15 protein-coding genes are annotated in these 19,727 nt (G+C 29.9%); 12 read left to right on the forward strand and 3 right to left on the reverse strand.

Annotation, left to right across the window (positions count from 1 at the left end):
* Positions 1-328 precede the first annotated feature (328 nt).
* From SY27_RS14430 to SY27_RS14475, 11 genes are all read left to right on the forward strand, one after another.
* Entirely contained in the window at positions 329-2,143 is a 1,815-nt protein-coding gene (locus SY27_RS14430; RefSeq protein ID WP_045971563.1) for a type VI secretion system Vgr family protein, read from the forward strand.
* A gap of 2 nt (positions 2,144-2,145) precedes the next feature.
* Entirely contained in the window at positions 2,146-3,045 is a 900-nt protein-coding gene (locus SY27_RS14435; RefSeq protein ID WP_045971566.1) for a DUF3289 family protein, read from the forward strand.
* A 73-nt stretch (positions 3,046-3,118) separates the two neighbouring features.
* On the forward strand, positions 3,119-3,511 hold the full coding sequence (locus tag SY27_RS14440) for a hypothetical protein (RefSeq protein ID WP_045971568.1): 393 nt from the start codon (positions 3,119-3,121) through the stop codon (positions 3,509-3,511).
* A gap of 24 nt (positions 3,512-3,535) precedes the next feature.
* Positions 3,536-4,321, forward strand: coding sequence for a hypothetical protein (locus tag SY27_RS14445; protein WP_045971570.1), 786 nt, complete (start codon positions 3,536-3,538; stop codon positions 4,319-4,321).
* Between the two features lie 2 nt (positions 4,322-4,323).
* Positions 4,324-8,604, forward strand: coding sequence for a PAAR-like protein (locus SY27_RS18310; RefSeq protein ID WP_052705359.1), 4,281 nt, complete (start codon positions 4,324-4,326; stop codon positions 8,602-8,604).
* A complete protein-coding gene (locus tag SY27_RS18315) occupies positions 8,604-9,767 on the forward strand; it encodes an SH3 domain-containing protein (protein WP_052705361.1) in 1,164 nt (387 codons plus the stop codon). The genes SY27_RS18310 and SY27_RS18315 overlap by 1 nt, the downstream gene beginning before the upstream one ends.
* Positions 9,768-9,933: 166 nt before the next feature.
* Positions 9,934-11,253, forward strand: a complete 1,320-nt coding sequence (locus SY27_RS14460; protein WP_045971572.1) for a hypothetical protein — start codon at positions 9,934-9,936, stop codon at positions 11,251-11,253.
* A 4-nt stretch (positions 11,254-11,257) separates the two neighbouring features.
* The gene (locus SY27_RS14465) at positions 11,258-12,421 is read left to right on the forward strand and encodes a hypothetical protein (RefSeq protein ID WP_045971574.1); all 1,164 of its coding nucleotides are present in this window, start codon (positions 11,258-11,260) and stop codon (positions 12,419-12,421) included.
* A 52-nt stretch (positions 12,422-12,473) separates the two neighbouring features.
* Entirely contained in the window at positions 12,474-12,596 is a 123-nt protein-coding gene (locus SY27_RS19210) for a hypothetical protein (RefSeq protein WP_255350304.1), read from the forward strand.
* 21 nt (positions 12,597-12,617) lie between these two features.
* Positions 12,618-14,588 (forward strand): hypothetical protein, encoded by a 1,971-nt coding sequence (locus SY27_RS14470; protein ID WP_045971577.1) that lies wholly within the window; start codon positions 12,618-12,620, stop codon positions 14,586-14,588.
* A gap of 707 nt (positions 14,589-15,295) precedes the next feature.
* Positions 15,296-15,643 carry a hypothetical protein gene (locus SY27_RS14475; RefSeq protein WP_045971579.1) on the forward strand — a complete coding sequence of 116 codons (348 nt, stop codon included), beginning with the start codon at positions 15,296-15,298 and terminating at the stop codon, positions 15,641-15,643.
* A 68-nt stretch (positions 15,644-15,711) separates the two neighbouring features.
* Here the strand turns inward: SY27_RS14475 and SY27_RS14480 are convergent, their stop codons facing one another.
* The 3 genes from SY27_RS14480 to SY27_RS14490 all read right to left on the reverse strand — a co-directional run bounded on the left by SY27_RS14480 (position 15,712) and on the right by SY27_RS14490 (position 19,113).
* Positions 15,712-17,700 carry a TonB-dependent receptor domain-containing protein gene (locus tag SY27_RS14480; RefSeq protein ID WP_045971581.1) on the reverse strand — a complete coding sequence of 663 codons (1,989 nt, stop codon included), beginning with the start codon at positions 17,698-17,700 and terminating at the stop codon, positions 15,712-15,714.
* A 104-nt stretch (positions 17,701-17,804) separates the two neighbouring features.
* Positions 17,805-18,650 (reverse strand): hypothetical protein, encoded by an 846-nt coding sequence (locus SY27_RS14485; protein WP_045971850.1) that lies wholly within the window; start codon positions 18,648-18,650, stop codon positions 17,805-17,807.
* A 94-nt stretch (positions 18,651-18,744) separates the two neighbouring features.
* Complete coding sequence (locus SY27_RS14490; protein ID WP_152640770.1) at positions 18,745-19,113, reverse strand: hypothetical protein; 369 nt, start codon at positions 19,111-19,113, stop codon at positions 18,745-18,747.
* 117 nt (positions 19,114-19,230) lie between these two features.
* On the opposite strand from SY27_RS14490, the gene SY27_RS14495 reads away from it, so the two are divergent.
* Positions 19,231-19,716 (forward strand): cytochrome c family protein, encoded by a 486-nt coding sequence (locus tag SY27_RS14495; RefSeq protein WP_045971583.1) that lies wholly within the window; start codon positions 19,231-19,233, stop codon positions 19,714-19,716.
* The last annotated feature ends 11 nt before the right edge of the window (positions 19,717-19,727 follow it).

Consider the following 19,727-nt stretch of genomic DNA (forward strand, 5'->3'; position numbering starts at 1 on the left):
AAAGCTTTCCCAATACTTTTAGTAGTGCTAGAAACACAAAAAAATAAGTTTGTATTTTTAATACATAAAACAAATAAGTTTGCACTCACACATTCCTTTTAGAAGAATAAAAAGCAACGCTTATTAATCAATATTCACATTTAACAAAAGATAGAATACCCTTTAAAGGGGTTATTTATATATTTTTAGTGATATTTAATACTTTTATCAGTATTTAGATATAAGAATAAAAACATACTATCTATTTTGCTAAAAAAGTGAAACCAAAATTACAAATAAATTAAAACACTTTTGTATATTTGGGTACAACAAAACAAATAAATACATCATGGCAATAAGCACTACTATACGCATCCAAATTGGAGGCGAATCTCTTACACGATTTTCTAAGTTAGTGATACATCAAAAAATACATACACATCACACTTTTTCATTATTACAACCTTTACCAAAAGAATTTGTGAGTCAAGCAATAGATAAATCACAAAGCTATATTGGTCAAACCATAAAAATTGAGATACAACCTTCAAGTTTAAGAACATCATCACCACTTTTGTTTAATGGGATAATAACAGAAGCACAAATGATTCGTACTTCGGGAGCAACAGGAGGAATCATAATCAATGGCTATAGTCCAACCATTGTAATGGAAGGAACACCAAAAACACAATCTTTTTCAGACGATTCTTTATCAGATATCATAAAAAAAATCACAGGCAGCTATCCTCAAAGAGAGCTGCAACCGACAGTTGATATAAAAAGCGATACAAGTTTGCCTTATGTAGTGCAATACAGAGAAAGCGATTTTGGCTTTGCTTGTAGAATGGCACAAAAAAGAGGACAATGGTTCTATTATAATGGAGAAGAATTAATATTTGGTCAACCAAAATCTAAAAATTTCGTATTAGAATATAGTCGATCGTTACACAGTTTCAATATCGAAATGCGAACAAAACCACTAGGTTTTGAATATTTAGGATATGATTCTAGTAATGGAGAAACACAAAAAGCGAATGCTACAGAAGTAAATTATCAACCAGAAGGCTATTCTAAAGCAATGTATGAGAGTTCAAAAAAGCTTTTTCCAGACGATTCAACGATGCTTTATACACACCCTATTGAAGAAGGAAGTGCACGAACACATTTAATAAATAGAGTAACCACACAATTACAATCTCGAGCAGCCGATTTAGTCACCGCAAAAGGCGATAGTGATGAAACAGGATTGCGAATTGGAGATGTTGTTTCTATTCAAGAACCTGCTTTTTCAATGACAGGTAATCTATTAGATGGTTTACAAGAACAAAATTTCGGAAGCTATATCATTACAGATATTACTCATGTTTGTGAAGAATCGGGCTCCTATCACAACACTTTTCAAGCCGTTCCAGATACAGTTTTAGCACCACCTTATGGAAACGTACACAATCATCCAACAGCAGATACGCAACCCGCAGTTGTTACAGACAATAATGACCCATCAGGATTAGGTCGTGTGCAAGTAAAGTTTGCTTGGCAAGAGGGAAACACTCCTTGGATTCGCATGGTGAACCCACATGCAGGAGGCGGAAAAGGAATGTATTTCATTCCCGAAATTGGTGAAGAAGTATTAGTAGGTTTTGAAGCAGGAAATGCCGAAAAACCATTTGTACTAGGAGCCATGTATAATGGCAATGCAGCTAGTAGTTATGCAACCTCAGGTAATGATAAAAAAGTAATACAAACCAGAAGTGGTTGTAAAATCATCATAGATGATGCTGCTAGTTCCATCTTTTTAGAAGACCCAAGTGGCAATACCGTACTCATGGACGGTAACGGAAACATTAACTTTAATGCACCAAAAAACTTTACTGTAAATGCTGGAGAGAACATCATCTATAATGCTGGAGGAAATATCGTTTCTAGTGCTCAAAAAAATGTAAATACCATTGCAGGAGAAAGCATAACCGAATTAGCCAATGAAGACTATAGCTTAACCGCTAGCAATATATTTGAAACCGCCCAAATGGGACGAAGTTCCAAAGCAAAATCCATTACTGAAAATATGGAAAAAGGAACAGTTGTTAGCAGTAAAGAAGCCATTCATGTGGAAAGTGCAAAAGAAGTCAATGTGAATAGTGGCAAAAAAGTTAATATGAAATAGCCATGAATGAAGGAGGAAACATTGTTCGAACCACTTTCGGAACATCGCACAAAGAAGCCGAAACAATAACAATAAGAGCGACAAAAGAGAACTTAGAATTTACTTCACCAGATGAAGTCCGTTTTAATGGTAAAGAAGGTGGTAAAAAATTTGGTGATTTTGTAGCGCAAAGTGAAGAAGAGCAAAAAACAATAAGAGTCAATTCAAAACTTATTGGTAAAGCACGAAGAGACCCAGGCTATAATTTTGATAAGACACCCGCAGAAGATATGATGAGCGGAGATAAACCTCCTAAATCTGCAAGCATTATGAACGATGCTATGTTTACACACAATAATACAACTTTAGGAGCATATTTAGATCAGTTAATGCAATCGCTCTCAATAGGAAGCATGGAAACTGTTGCTTTAGAAATGTCATCTCTTTTTAAAAGTGGTACTGGTGGAACATACAAAAGTGATACGTTAAATAAGGAAATAGAAAATAACACTGCCACTTTAAAATTTCATGACAATTTTGTAAACCTTTTTAAAGCAGAATTGAGCATTGCAAAATATGACCCAAATCAAATGGAAATAATACCTATGGATTTACTCAATTTTTCTTCATTTTGGGATAAAGTGTCTGGGTTAGGAATAACTATACATCAAGTTTGGAGTGTAAAAGCAGAAATTCAAAACTATGTTTATACTGAATCAAATGGAAAATGGGAATGTGATTTAATCTATACTTTTTATGACCATTTTGGCTTAGATTGGGATGATATTGTAAAACATGGTTCAGATAGAATACCTCAATATCATACAGGAGATTGTTTTAAGGCATGGTATATTCTTCAACATTATAGAAATGCAAAGCCATTTATTACCGAAATGATTAAAAAAATAAAAATAACAAACTAAGAACATGAAGACAAAGATAAATATAATAACAGTATTTGCTTTACTATTGTTTTCTTGTAACACAAATAAAAAAATGCAAAATATCAAAATAGAACCTTTAAGTCCCTATCATTACGAATTTAAAGATAGTGAGAATAACCTAGACAAAATTGATTACTTTTTCTTAAAAGGAGATTTTCAAGTTAATGATAATTTAAAAAAGGAATTACACGATTTTATTACTAATTATAGTAAAACTAATACTAAAAAATATGCTTATAATTCTGTTTACATATACAAAGAAACAAAAGAATTAAACAATGCATACAAAGGTGATAAAAGTTCATTTGATGGTCTTAATAATGAGATAATAGCTTATGTTCGATTTAATAATAATGAACTAGATATCTTCTATATACTAGAAGAAGGAAATGTTGTTTTTGATTTAATAAAAAACCAAGAAACTAATTTTGAATTTGAACAATAATTTTTTTTAAGGAAAATTATTTATATGATTTTTGAAATAGTAGAAAGAATAGACTGTACCATTAACAATTTAGTACAAAAGATAGAAAAGAAATTTAACATTGATTTTTCAATACAACAAAACACAGAACAAGGCAAAGTATATCTGGTAAATAAGTTAATAGAAAAAAAAGAAAATATAAAAGAGAATGTTTTTTTAGAGGTATTGGCAACATTAGAAGCACTCACCTATCCTTTAAAAATTGAAACTGACAGTAATGGAAATTTCAAAAATTTCTTTGAATTTGACAATTGGTTGCAGGAATGGCAAAAAAACTCAGAGTGTATAATAAACGAATTTGAAGATTCAGAAAACGTGAAAAATATTAGAAATCAATATTATGACATCATAAAAAATGAAGCTGCTTTCACAAAAAGTAAATTAAAAGAACCCTATTGGAATTTGTTTTTTTTTAATCCTTCTATAGATGATAAAAATAAACCCGATATAGGCACAACTCTAGTATGGAACATTAAATCTATTGGCTCTCAAGCTTGTATTGGAAGAACCAAAATACTAAATCCAGCTTCTAAAGAAATTATTGTTTCTTTTGAATCTAATCAAGAAATAGAAAAAAATATTCTAGAAAAAATAAGAGGAAAAGCAAATAAAAAAGGAACAGAACAAGAAGAAGTGAAAATAAAATTAGTAACCGAATCTTATTTTGACACCATTGAAAAAAAAATAAAGAAAAAAAAGGCAAATTTCCATCTTGCAATGAAAAATGGGTTTACCTATAAAGAAGAAATTACCATAACGTTAAAGCAATAAGTATGGCAAAAGGGAAAATAATAATAGAAGGAGCAAAAGCATTTTGTTCTAGTGCACAGGTAATTAAAAACAAAGGAACAGCCGTACCCATCAAAGTTACTAGTCAGAAGAATAAATTGGGGAAAAACAAATATTTTGCACAAGACAAACCCATTGCTACTTATCTAGATGACAAAGCCGAAAACTTTAATAACGGTCAAGGTTTTGTGATGTGTCAAGATCCTAAAAATAATTCTACTGGATATTCACCATGCAAAGCAAAATGCAATATAAAGTATAAAGATTATTATGAAAATGTAGATTTCAATAAAAGTATGAAAGTACTTTTAGATGTTTCTACAGGCACTTGTCCTGGTTATGGTGTTCCAGGAACCATTCAATTTGCCGATAGCGGACAAAAAGGAAGTGTCTCACAAATAGATGTTAATGAAGCTGATGCATTTGCTATTGCCAATACTTCTGCTATATGGGAAACGGCTTCCTCATCTTCAACCAAAACCTCTGTTAGCAATATTGAAATCATAAAACCCTTTAGAGAAAAACCTAAAGGAACTAAAAACACCTATTATTTCATAAAAGAACCCGAACCATTACAAATGTTTTGGCAAAATAACATTCAAAATGATAGCATGATTCATTTAGAGGCTTGTGCTTCTGGAGATGCTTCAAAAATTTCATGGGTGTTGTTTAAAGGAACGGGTATAAAAGATAAAATTAAAACTTTTATAGGGCTAGGTACTACTTTTAATTGCAATTTAAACACACTCTTCAAAGACCTAGAAGAAGGAAAATACCGTATAGAAGCCTATGGAAGAAAACCTGGTGATGAGAAATGTGCCATTATCATAGAATATGTCAAAGATCATATCAAAGGGATAACAGTAGCAGGTAAATCTACAGTTAAAAACATAACTGTTCCCATAAATATTTCCTTCAAAGCAGATTCATTTAGTAATTTTTCAAAAATTTTGAACAACAACAAGTTAGTAGATACTTCTCCTGTTGTGAGTTGGCGAGTGCTAAAAGAAGGTGCTGTGCTATACAATAGTCATAGCACAAAAGACACAAGCTTATTAAATGTAAGAATAGCAAACGAAAGTGTTAGAACTACCCCAGTGGCAATAATGACTTTTAAAAATGCTGGTAAATATACTATAGAAGCCTATACCGATGTGCAAGGTACAAACCGTCACACTGTTTCTATAGAAGTGAAAGACTCCTACGGTGTTAACTCCATTTCTCACAAAGGCAGCGGACTCCTACGCTATAATGATATGCTAAGCGTGAGTGTAGCAAAATATTCTGTTGAACTACTTCCAACCAATGCCAAAGTACAATGGTATCTGCAAAAAGACGGAGTGCGATTGCAGCAATTTGAAACTGCCGCTATTGCAAAAAAACCTAACATCAATAAAAGAATAGATGAAATAGTCAATATAGATGCCAAAGCAGGTAATAATTATTTTGGTAAATATGTGATAGAGGCCTACGGAAAAGCCTTAGAAGCAGGTAAAAGTCCAAGTTTTAAAGGAGCAGATGCCTTTTCATTTGAAGTAATTAAAAACGCTGCAGATAAAATTAGTTTGCCATCACATGTGCCCAAAGGCTCTAAAGTAAAATACGAAGCTAACGCTCGAATAATGCCTCTTAGTAACAACGAGCAATTAACGCTTCAATTGCCAGAAGGAGTTACCAATAATAACGATGGTTCGCTAACATTCACAAAAAATGGTGAGTTTAAAATTGAAGCCGCACTTGAAGGAGCCTATACAACAGCTACAAAAGTAAGCACCTCCGTAAAAGTGACCACGCCCCTATTAAAAAGAGCTTTATGGTCCTATAAAACAGGATACAAACGCACCGAAACAGGTTTCAAAGAAGAATCCTATGGTTTTGTAGAAATAGAAGGATTATCCAATGTGTCACTGAAAGCCAAAATATGGCTCAAAGGAGACTATGATACCTACTTGGCAGAACCCGAAAAATATATGCTAGAAGAAAAAACACTTGCATTAAACGACCAAGGAAAAGGCTATTTTAAAATAGCCACAAACGACGAGTATAAGAAAAAAATGGAAGCGGCAATTCCTGCAACTACAGAGAACCCTACTCCTACTTATAGCCTAATTTTCACCATCGAGCTACCCGAAAATAGCTCAGGTGCCACAACTTTAGCCGAAAACCTAGAAATAACACATGCCAATTTAATTGTGGGGACAAAAATGTACAGCGTTTTAGAGCCCAACGAAGTATTGCAAGTTACTAACGAACAAAAAGTAAAATCGATTGTTTTTGCCACAGAAGATGGTAAAAATGTGCAGCAAACCCTAACCTATTATGGGAAAACGCACAAAATATGGGCGCATACTGTTAACATGATCGATGAGGAACTCAAAATAGACGTTTTGAGAGAAGTTCCTAAAGAAAACATGAACGAAGATGCAGCAGGAATCATTGTTACCCATGAAGCCATAGAGACTTACAACGCAGAAAAAGTAGGCCCAGACGGTTTACTAGAAGTAAGTTTCACATTAAACGAAGATTGCAAGATAGAAGGCCAAACCTATGATTATTATATAGCACAAGTTTCTAAAAAAGTAAAAGATGCAGCCGACCCTAGCAAAGAATCCTACCAACTACTCAAAAGCCAAGTAATAGTAAACGATTCCTTGCCAGCCAGTTTAACCCATGATACAGAAATGGAAAAAATGGGTATTAAAGCAAAAAAAGCTGATGGTACACCTTTCACTCCAGAAGAAATGCTAACCCTTCGCAAAAAATTCATCAACTACGAACAAGGAGCTTTAAAAGTAGCACACACACAAGCCACACCAGAAGCCGTTCAAAACAATAATGTTTTTGTAGAAATAGAATCGGCTGAGATAGAAGAACAAGAGAAAAAGAAATTATGCCCAAACTGTGATAAAGATATAACATTAGAAGAAATAAAGAGTATTTGTGTAGATAGCAATGATAAATGTTTGATAGAAAATACAGATATGATTACTAGTGCACTACCATACTTAAATAAGTATCGAAAAAAAATAGGCATAAATACTTGTGTAAGAAAAGCACATTTTTTAGCTCAAATTTCACAAGAAACTAAGTTTTATATGTTACAAGAAGGTTTCATATATAGAGATTCTGAAAGGATGCGAGGAATTTTTAATTCTTATTTTTCAACTTTTGGTACATTAGCAGAACAGCAAGCAGAAGCTAAAAGATTATCCGATTTATCATTAGATAGTTCAAATGCACAAGAAGTAGCTAATGCAATATATGGAAGCACTCATATATATGGAAAAGAGCATACGGAAGCTAATGATGGTTGGAGGTATAGTGGAAAAGGATTCAAACAAATTACATGGAAAGATAATTATAGAAAGATTCAAAATTATTTCAATAAAAACATGAAAATTGATAACGAACCAGACGTAATTTGGTTAGATAACGATAATCCATACAAGTTAAAAGAAAATCCAAAAGATGCTATTACTTCTGCATTGGCATTTTGGGGTATGAAAAACATAAATGCTGTTACTAATGGAAGTACTGACGATAATGTCGAAAATGTAACTCGCATAATAAATTCTAAAAAAGAAGGACTTAAAGAAAGACAACGTTATTTTAAAAAAGCAATAAACATTTTAAAAGTAAACGATTGCAAACCAGGTTTAAATTTAGCAACAAATATTACACAAACATACGATAAAAAACATAAAGCAGATTCTAAAACAGCTTTTATAAATGTAATTGTACCAAAAGATAGAAAGTATCAAGGGCTATTAGTCTTTTTTGACAATACTGGTACTTTATTTAGCAGTTATGTTTTAGCCTACGGAACAGGCTCAGATAAGTTAAAAGCGGAAGGCAATGGGGCAACACCAAATGGATTATGGAGCACTTGGTATACAAAAACCCATATTGGTGAAACAAGTTATGGTAATCATGGACTTATTCACATGACTGGAATAGAAGGAGATGCATTAACAGCTACTAATAAAGGTAGAGCTGGAATTGCCATTCATGCAGGACATACAGTCGGATATGGCGATTTTATTAATGATAAAGGTCATTTAATGGTTACTTTTGGCTGTTTGAGGGTTTATAATGCAGATATAGAAACTTTAGTAAAAAAATATTCACACTATAAAGAAACAAAAGAAATTAAAGTGTATGTAGAAGAAGTAGACGACATTAATAAAGTCTATGAATTTTACGATATAGAACGTGACCCGAAAGAACCCAAAATAAAAGAAAAAAATAAACAAAAAACTCAATAATGAAAAAAATAATTTTATTTCTATTAATAATTAATCTTTCTTGTAAAAAACAAGAAAACAAAGAAGAATTAAAAAACAATACTGAAGTTATTAATTATACATCAGAAAATATTACAAAGACAGATAGTATTACACCAAATTATAGATATAAAGATTTATACAAAATGAGAACAGATATTATTAAAGGATTAAAAAGTAAAGGTTACAAAATACCATCTACTGATTTTTTTAGAAAAAAAATCTTAGATGTTTCAGGAGTTGATATAACAAAAGAAGAATATGATGATCCAGATTTTGGTAAATACCAAACATTAGCAAAAGTAATCCGAGATTTGAATATTTTATTGCCCGTTGATATTGAGAACTATGCAAAAGTTGATGACCAGTATATTGACCATATAATAAATTATAACAACATGGTAATTTATGAACAAATGACCGCTGTAATGTTATTAGAAAATTTCGATCAAGGGTGTAATATATATTCTTATATAGCTGGGACTGGTTATACTGGAAATGATAAATTTTTAATGAAAGTACTGGGTTATTTTCAAAATTATTCTCTTGAAGAAAAATCAAAAGGCTTAGAAGAACTTCTTTTAGGTTATACTCTACAAGGTAATGTCATACCAAAAGGCCCATTTAGGTTTGATATGTTAGAAAAAATAGAAAAATTAAAACCAGGACTGATGAGTAATTTTAGGGTTTCAAGTTTTTCAAAATATAATCTTACAAAAGAAGCTGATGATAAAGCTCGTGCTTATATTTATAATTCATTAATAAATTGTAAATATGATGATGAAGGTGTATATATTGGAGAGTTTGGAGTAAATGGTTTAATAGATGATTATTTCAGAGAACACCCAGAATATTTAGAGAGATTAAAAGAAAACAATTATTATGGATTAGAAAAGTTAAAATATTATGCGACAGTAATCTTTACAACAGAACACGATGACGTTCTCGTAGATTATATTGTCAACGATACTGATGGATATACTAATTTAAGAGAAGAGAAGAATACATCCTCAAAAATATTAGAAAAAATAAAAACAGGTGAATATGTTGGTGTATTAGATAAATCAGGTGATTGGTGGTTTGTAAAAACTTATAGAGGAAAAAATAAAGGTTATATTCATAAAAGTAAATTAAAGGCTTATTAATTTACCATTGATTTTAAGTTCAATAGAAAGGGAAAAAAAGTATAGATACTATACTAAAAAATGTATAAAATATAATTTGAATTTATAAAACCAAACAATTAAACTTCAAATAATAAAAAAACATCTTTATTATAATTAAAATTTAACAAAAAAGAAATAACAGATTATGCAAAAGCTCATTAAAGTCATATTTTGTATATTATTAATCAATCTATTAAGTATTTCATGTCAAAAAAATAATGAAACTAAAGATGATAAATCCAATATCAAAGAAGATATTGTAATCAATAAAAATAAAACAGAAATTTCTAAAATGGTTATTGATTTACTAAAAAAACAATTGAGTTTTGGAGCATATGCGGAAAACGAAGTAACCGATGTACCAACAGGTTACATTATGACAAAAGATGATTTAAAAACTACAAGTTCAATTATATTAACCATTTTGAATGAAAACCAATACAAAGTTCCTAATACAGAAAATTTTAATAAAAGAATTTATAATGTTTTCGGAGATAATTCAAAACAAAAAATTATTTACTTTAATCTACTAGATAAAATATGTGAAAATAAAACATATTTTATTGATAGATTTGATATTGAAGTTTATGATTTTAAAGAATATTATATTTTTATTAGTTTTCAAGACAAACTAATATTCCCTTTGTTATTAACACCAGAGATTCTAAATTATAAAACAGATTTTAAAGATATTGCAAAAATAGAAAGTAGTTTAATTGTTTCTAATAAATACAATGGTAAGACAACCCCTTGGAAAGACATTCCAGACCTAGACCAACAACGTAAAAAAAACATTGAAACCTTAGTAGCTCGTAACATGTATTTGTTCAATGATAGTAAAGCCCATTTCAAATGGCTTATTTTAAACGATGAATACTTCATGCGAAGCCTAGTAACTACTTTTGGCTATTATGACGATAAAGAATTACTAAAGTGGGTTTTGGAAAACACTCCAGTATTCAAAGACGGTGATAGTAAAAGTAAATTTGATGAGTTAAGTAAAATATTTTGGAATAAAAAATGTGACAATAATTATAGCATTAATATCAATCTACTAACTATTATAAAAGAACTAAGTACACCAGAAAAGAATGATAGAATAATTAATGTATTCCAAATAGCACAAGAGTTAGTTTATATGACAAACACAGTCTCCTCTTTTTCTGAAATTCCTTTTAAAGATAGAGCAAAAATATTAGCACATTTACTAGAATTTGGAGAGCAGTACAAATACAATAAAGAATATGATTATAATCAGCTATTTTTAGGTCGTTTTATTTACTATTTAGATTACAAAAAAGAATTTATTACAGAATTCAAAAAAAATAATTACTACGATTTACCCAATTTAAAAAAATGGTATGAACTTGCTTTAAAAGAAAAAAACATCTTCCAAGATGATGATAGCTTAATGGGAGAGCCTGATTATGAAGATTATTTAAGTAAAAGTAGAAGTAATCAATGATAAAATGAAGTTTTATATTTTTATTTTACACATCTGTACTCTTATTTTCTGTTTACTTGGCTTTTCACAAGAAAATAAAATAAACGAAAAAGAAATAGTAATACAACAATTAAAAGCAGGTAAATATACTGGAGGAGATGAGTTTGAATCTTATAAATTTTCGGAAAAAGATGTTTATGCCACTTTTAATATAATTACTAAAGAACTTGAGAATAATGGCTATAAGACAATTACCAATACAGAATTTAATGAAAAAATAAAGAAAATTTTTGGGAGAATAATTGATAATAACACACAAACTAAGTTCCTATCCGTAGATTTTTTTGACAAATGCAATAGGAATCCTATTTATTCAAGATTAGAAATTTTTAACAATATATTTATAATTAAAGAAAAATGTTTTATCACAAAATTATATGCTATCCCAGAATTAATAGATTACCAAAAAAAATATCCTGATTTAAAAAAAATAGAAGATGAGATAATATATCGAAATGAACCAGATTTAGGTAATCAAATTATAATACCCCATTGGAAAGACATTTCAGATCTAGACCAACAGCGCAAAAAAAACATCCAAACCTTAGTCGCTCGTAACATGTATTTGTTCAATGATAGTAAAGCACATTTCAAATGGCTTATTTTGAATGATGCTTATTTTCTTGAAAGTTTAGTTACTAAATTTGGGTATTATGACGATGTGAAATTATTAAATTGGGTTATTGAAGGTAATGTAAAATTTGATGATGACAACCCAGAAGCATTAGATCAACTTTTTTGGAATAAGAAATGTGATGGAACAGTAAAGTTAAATTTAGAAATTTTCCCCGTATTAAAAGAAATCATAACGCCAAAAGATGTTAATTATTTGGAAGCTTTAAAAATGTATGTAATGTATTTGCTAGATGAAGAAAAAAGAAACGAACTTTCGCTTAAAGACAGAGCAAAACTTTTGGCACATCTTGTATATTTTGGAGAACAATACCGTTACGATAGCAATTTTAACGATAAAAGCTACTTTATGCAGCGCATAGAATTATATGACATAAAAGGTGATATTAAAAAAGAAATAATTAAAAATAACTATTACAACTTACCTAATTATCAAAATCTTTATAAAAAATCAGAAGAATATCAAGATGCACTTGTAGATGAAAATGGAGGGTAATAGCAATTTATGAAATAAATTATTCAGAGAAGAAATTCATTAACTACGAACAATGAGCTTTAAAAGTAGCCTAAACACAAGACATACCAAAAACTATTATAACATTCCTGACTTCGAAAAACAATGGAAAGAAGCCAAACAAGAAGGCGATGGAGTACCACTTCCTGGGGAGTAATAATAATTTAATTAATTCAAAATGATCAAAATATTCGGTTTTTTATTCTTCCTAACTACAATAAGTAGTTTTTCTCAATCTTTAAAAGATAATACATTTTTAAAACAAGATGTATATATCCGTGGTTATTTAACTGCAAAAGATTATAATTTAAAAGGAAGTCCAAAGAAAGTAATAAACACATCTTATACATTTAATAAAAAAGATGGATCAAAAAGTAAAATTGTATCATATTATGTAAAGTTTTTCTCTAAAAAAGGACTTTTAACAAAAGAAGAAACATACAGTTCTGATAATCCAAACGATAAATCCATCTCGAATTATTACTACACAGATATTAGGTTAGATAGTGTTAGTGGTTTTAGGAGAAGAAATTATATTTATGATAAACAAAGTAGGTTAAATAAAATAGTTTACTATCAAGAAGATAAAAATGATATAGTAAATGAAGGAACTTTTTCTTATGATACTAATGGTTTTATTAATAAAGTTTCAGATATCGCAAATAAGACAAATACATTATATTACTACAATAAAAAAGGCAACATTTCATTAATAAAATATATCAATCCCAGTGGAAAAACAGGAAATACTACTGAAAATTTGTATGATATTAATGGGGATGTCTCTAGCATTATTTTAAATGATATAGATTATGGTTCCTATACGAGAATAAACTACATAAGAACAAAAGATAAAAACAATAATCTAACTACTTTACAATATTCTAATAACTCAAATAAAGGCAAAAAATCAACCACGAACAGTACTTTTGAATACGATTCATTTGGTAGTTTAATTAAAATTACTACTTATGAAGAAAATAAAAGAAAATATGTTTACGAAAGCAAAATAGTCTATTATACTGAAGAAGAATTAAATCAAAAAGAAACTATTGAAAAAGAACCCATTCTTTTTCTAGAAAACATCCTCGAAAAACAATTAGAATATGGTCAGCCAAGTTTTGATAATCCCTATAAATATACTTCGCAAGATTTTGAAGTCATACAGCCAGAAGTCAAAAAAATATTAGCTTCTAACGGTTTTAAATTTTTAAATGATTTAGAGTTCAAAGAGAGAATAAAAACAATTTTTGGTAGAACAATTGATTTAAATTCAAGTTCAAAATATCTATATGTAAACTTTATCGAAAAATGCAACAGAACACCTGTATATTTTCCAAACAACATCATTGACTACTTTGGGAATTTTATAATTAAAAACGAAAATTTCATTACAGATAGTTACGCAATCCCTCAAATAATTGATTATCAAAAAGAGTTTAATGACTTATCAATAAAAGAAAATAGTTTAGATCAATATTATAAAGACGAAAAAGGAGAGATCGTTTCTAAAAATTTATGGAAAGATAATAAAAGCCTAGAATATGACCGCAATAATAACATCCAAACTCTTGTAGCCCGCAACATGTATCTATTTAACGATAGTAAAGCCCATTTTAAATGGCTTATCTTGAACGATCAATACTTCATGCGAAGCCTAGTAACTACTTTTGGCTATTATGACGATACCGCATTAGTAGAATGGGTAGTCGAAAACACCAAAATGGATGCTCAAAACTTAGAACCACTAAACGAAATCATTTACAATAAAAAATGCGATGGAAAAATCGGCTTTAATTATACTTTCTTTCAAATTATTTCAGAAGATGAGGAGAAAGCAACTGAAAAATTCAACTTTTTGAAATGGTATTATTTTGATTGGCTTTTAAATCCAAAAAACACCCTTGAACTCACTTTTTCTCAAAAAGCAGAAATTATTGCCCGTATGCATAGTTTTATTTATAGTAACATGAATGACTACAGAACCTATGAATTTATGGGAACTTTTGCAGAACATTATGATTATGACAATACCTACAGCAAAGAGTTCAAAGCTAAAAATTATTATAACATTCCAGACTTCGAAAAACAATGGAAAGAAGCAAAATTAGAAGGAGATGGTATAACTTTACCAGGAGAAATGGAATAAAAAAACTTTATAACTTATATGCCAAACTGTTAACCTTGGCTTTTAACATATCTTACAAAAGGTTTAGAAATCCTAAACTCACAACAAAAAACGCTATCCCATTCCCGAATTACTGACTAAACTAAAAGAACACCAATCTAGTCCACTAGATTTTTTTCACCTACATCCCTCCTACCCAAAAATGACTCCCAAAACTAATAACTAAAAAAACATCCTCAAACTCGTTATCCAAACAACGGACTTAACCCTCAACAAATTCCACAAACAAAATTATTGAACATTAATAATTCACCATCAACAATTAGCCTTATTCTACTATCTCAAAAGGCATACCAAAAACTAATAAAAACCTTTTTTTGACCGGTTTTGACTGGTTTTGACTTGATTTGACCGGTTATGACGTATACTGATGTATTAAAAGCGGTTAAATAAGGGTTTTGTTCGGAAGTTGTTCGGAAGCGCTGCGGACGAGTAGTACTAAACAGGCACTTTTTCGCAACAATCTCCGAACGAAACTGCTACCAAACTGCTACCAAACCTAAAAAAATAGCGATTAGTGATAGTGAAAATTAGGAATTAAGAGTTAGAAACGCCTCAAAATAGTGTTATCGATTTTAATGAAAACTGAATGCTTTGAACTTTTCAACTTTGAATTAGAAAAAAAATACCCTCGAATACGGTTTCCCATAAGATAACTATTTTTATCTATGCTAAATTTTGGCTTGGAATATATATTCAATTATTCATTTGAAAATAAAAAATTATTTATTAAGAATCATTATAGTTCAGAAAAAGAAAACAGAGCTGAAATTTTAAATATCACTTCTATTATTGGTCAAAATGGAACAGAAAAAACTTCAATATTAAATTTTAAAAAAAATAATTTTGCTGAAGGTTTAGAGTTACATGAACCTATAATTTTTATTTGTAAAGAAGATTCTGTAATTACAATTTATCATACAGAAGAAATTGAGTTTAAAAATGATTTTAGTAAATTTGATTTTAAATTAATAGAATTAAACTACATAAAGAAAAACTTAAAGGTAAAAGTGTAATAGGTAAATTTGGATTACGAAGAAGAGCAAGTAAAAATACATCATAAAGCGATTATAGAAAAATAGCATCAAAAAGAGAAAAGGATATTTGCAAATACATTTCTTCCCATTCTTGGTATAGTATTCCAATCTGCAAAAGTGGTATACTCACTATCTAATATATTTTCAATTCCCATTTTTAAGTTGAATCTATAACTATTAAAAGTAAAAGTATAATGAGATCCAAAATTCAAAATGGCATAATCAGGCTTTTTAATTTCTCCATAATTTGGTGCATAATGGGTATGCATCAGGTTCCCTTGAACACCTAACTCTGAACTAAATTTTCTTTTCTTAAATTGCATTTTACTCGTATAGGCTAAAGGACTTATAAATGGTAGGTTTTCATTATCGCTCCCCTTTCCATAACTATATACAATTTGATTGATCCATTTTAAATCATTTGTAAGATACATTTCATAATCAAAAACCGATTTTATTAAAGTGGCATAATCTAGAGCATTATACATTTTCACACCACTTGCTCCAATTGTCATAGGTAAAATTGTGACAGCTGTTGTTCCTATAATGTAATTTGAAATATGAAAATATGAAGTTGATAATGACGTTTTCAGTTTTGATGACTTATAACGAATAGCAAATGAGCCTTCAATAGATTGTTCGTTTTTTAAATCTGGATTTCCTACATAATCAAATTGATCAAAACTGTTAAACAAATAGAAGCCATATCCTTCTGAAACTGATGGAGCTCTTTCTCCATAAGCTAACCCTAAATTAAATGCAAGCCTCTCTTTTTTCCAATTGTAATTTGAAGCAAAGCTTTTTAAGATTCTGCTTTTAGCAGCATTCATGTTTGGATAAAAAATTCGCAAACTTTCTAATCCAAATGTGCTTTTAACTTCATTAAAGTGATTGCCTAAACTTCCTGAAATTTTTAGAGATGAATGACAGTTAAGCTCGTAGGTATTATCCAAATAAATTCCATTATAAAAAGTAACAACATCGGGCCAAGTAAGCATGAACATTATGTTTTCATTTGGATCACTTGGGTACATTGTCATTTCTGCTTTAGAACGATTGTAAAACGAATTAAAAGTGGCAGAAAAGGTATTCTTTTTTACTTTTCCATTCAAATTTAAATACATACCATACGTATCACTCCAACCCGGCATATCCATATGAATAGGCACATTAGGACGCTTAGTATCATCCATTGTATGTGTAATAGTATTGTAGTAGACTTTTGTTTCTAGTTTGTTTATAAATGAATCTAACGGATTATATTCAAATTTTAATGATGTAATTAAAGCTTCTGCCAAAGACACATCCATAGGTAGCGCAGGATAACCTACATCTGTAGCTTTATCATAAATAACAGCCGTTTCAATGTATTTATTTTTATTAAATTGATAGCCAATTGTATTTGAAATATTTAGTTTTCTAAATTGTGAGAACAGTACCTCGTTTTTGTTACCAGATATATAGTTTTCTGCTGTTCTAAACATAACATTGTTGTCTATAAAAAACAAACTATCTGTATAATTCAATGCTGCTCCGAGTATCTTTTGTTGGTTATTAAATTCATATCCAGAATGAACATAACCGTTTATTCCTTTTTCTCCAAACTCACTTTTACTTCTTTTTAAATCAATTGAACCTCCAATAGTTGGACCATGACAACTTCCACTCTGCCCCGAAGAAATTGCAGCTTCAGAAAGGTTGGAAATCTCAACGTAGGAAGTAATTGGATCCATTTTATCGGTACAAGCTCCAAATATTCTCATACCGTCTATAGTTATCACAGTACGTTCTGAACTCATGTTATTAATATTGGGTTCCCAAGCATAGCCGCCTCTTTTTATCATTTCCACAGCACCACTTTGCTGCAAATATTCATCTAGTGTAGCCAATGCTTTAAATTGCTTTTGTTCTAATGTTGCTTTTTTCCCAATAAGGAGTATCTCTTTTAATTGCACAGAAGAAAGAGTGTCCTTTTCTTGGGCAAATAAGTTGGTTAGCCAAAATAATAGTAAAACTAAATAATATAATTTTTTCATCTTTTGAGAATAAGAGTTTCTGTTTTACTGTCAAAAACAGTAAAAATTGAAGAATTAAAAAGGTTAAGTGGTAATTCCTAACCTTTGTTAATTAAAAAGATTTTTTAGAATTCTAATTCTAAATAAAGGCTACTAGCAAGGTTCGTTTCAGTAACACTTTCCCCTTTTAATACTGTATTAGTAGAGTTTAAAAGTTGAAGATTTATTTTCCAATAACCAGTCATGGTTAACGATAATTTTCCATGATACAATGCGTCAGTTCCTTGAATTAGATCGACATTATTGGGTGAACCATGATTTCCCATACTAGGCATTCTTGGGTCTATTTTTATTGTATAATCATCTACAATTGGAAAATTCATCATGCTTTCCATTTTAAATAATCCGAAAGTAGCATCATTAATAGCAACTTTAGGTAGTTTTGGATCAATCAGTGCAATAATATAACGTGTCCCATCAGCACCCATAAAAGAAGTTACTCTTTGTTTAGTAGAAGCGGGTACATCAATTAATGCAGTTACAGTGTAGTTAATTCCATCTATCGAATAATTGATTTTTAAATCCCAATATTCAGCACTATTCTGAGCCATTTGAAAAACAATATATCCATTATATAGAGTTTCTTTGGATGCTGTTTTAACAATTCCTGATTTCGGACACGAATGCATCATCGATGTCATATGCATTACTGGACTCCAACTAAGGGTTGCATTTTTTTCATATCTTCCAGTCGTTTTATTTTTTATACGAAGTGAAATCGCATTATAACCTTGTTCTAATGCTCCATTGGCATTATATAATTCAATAACATGTGTATCATTTGTTATTTCTTGAATTTTATTTAGACCACTTAATTCAGTTACAGTTGTCGCTGTAATATTTTCATCATCAGACGAGCAAGAAATTATAGTTACAAGTACAAAAAGCAATGCATATTTTAGATTTTTCATCTTTAATTTTAATTTATTTTTAGACATAAGAAGTTAGTATCAGTTATAAAATAACCAATAGATTGATAAAAATATCAATGTTGTTTTTTATAGTCTATACTAAAATTGGAGGATGAAATATTGAAGTAATATTTATTCGAAAGTATATGCAATTATATTGATTTAATACCTTTTTATTAAGCTGTTTTATAGTTCTCAAACCATTTTGAATGCTATTTTGAAAAAACAATATTTCTAATGATAAGGTTGTATACTTTTTTTTATTGGAATCAGTCGTATCTTTTTTAGCTTCATTAGCCAATTCACTTTTAAGGTGACATTTACCATTACATCCTAATTCTGGCCTACTCGTATTTTCACATAATTCAGTTGCTATAAAATCATAATTAATAATATAATCTAAAATTGGAAAACCAGGTTTAAACAATATTATAACCATTAATATGTATGCGATTTTTTTCAACTTATAAAATTTAATTCCACAAAACTAATAGCGAAAAATGAATTTCAATATGATTACAATCATAAATATAAAAGTAAATCATCCTGAAATTTGTAGTATAAATTAAAAAATGAATTTATGACTAAACTAACTTTATTATTAGCGGTTTTTGCTTTGACAATTTCATGTGGAAAAAGTAAAAAAGAAGAGGGTGAAGATTTCATGCCTTCTTCAACAACAGAACAAACAACGGAACAAACAACAGATGCATCTTCTTATGATCCTAAAAGAGGGGAAGGAAAATATGAAAATGTAGATTTAGGTGCTTCCTTAGATAAGGAACTAGCTGCAGCGGGTGAAAATGTTGCAGGAGTTAAATGTACTTCATGTCATAAAATGACAGACGAACGTTTAGTAGGACCAGGATGGAAAGGTGTAACAGAACGTAGAACACCAGAATGGATATTAAACTTCATTACTAATCCGGATCCAATGATTGATAAAGATCCAGAACTACAAGCGCAATTAGAATTGTGTTTAGTACGTATGCCTAATCAATCCATAAACGATGACGAAGCAAGACAGATTCTTGAGTATATGCGTAAAAATGATGGCGTAAATTAAAACTAATTTTA

The sequence above is a fragment of the Flavobacterium sp. 316 genome (assembly GCF_000967805.1).
GTDB classification, from domain to species: Bacteria; Bacteroidota; Bacteroidia; order Flavobacteriales; family Flavobacteriaceae; genus Flavobacterium; species Flavobacterium sediminilitoris.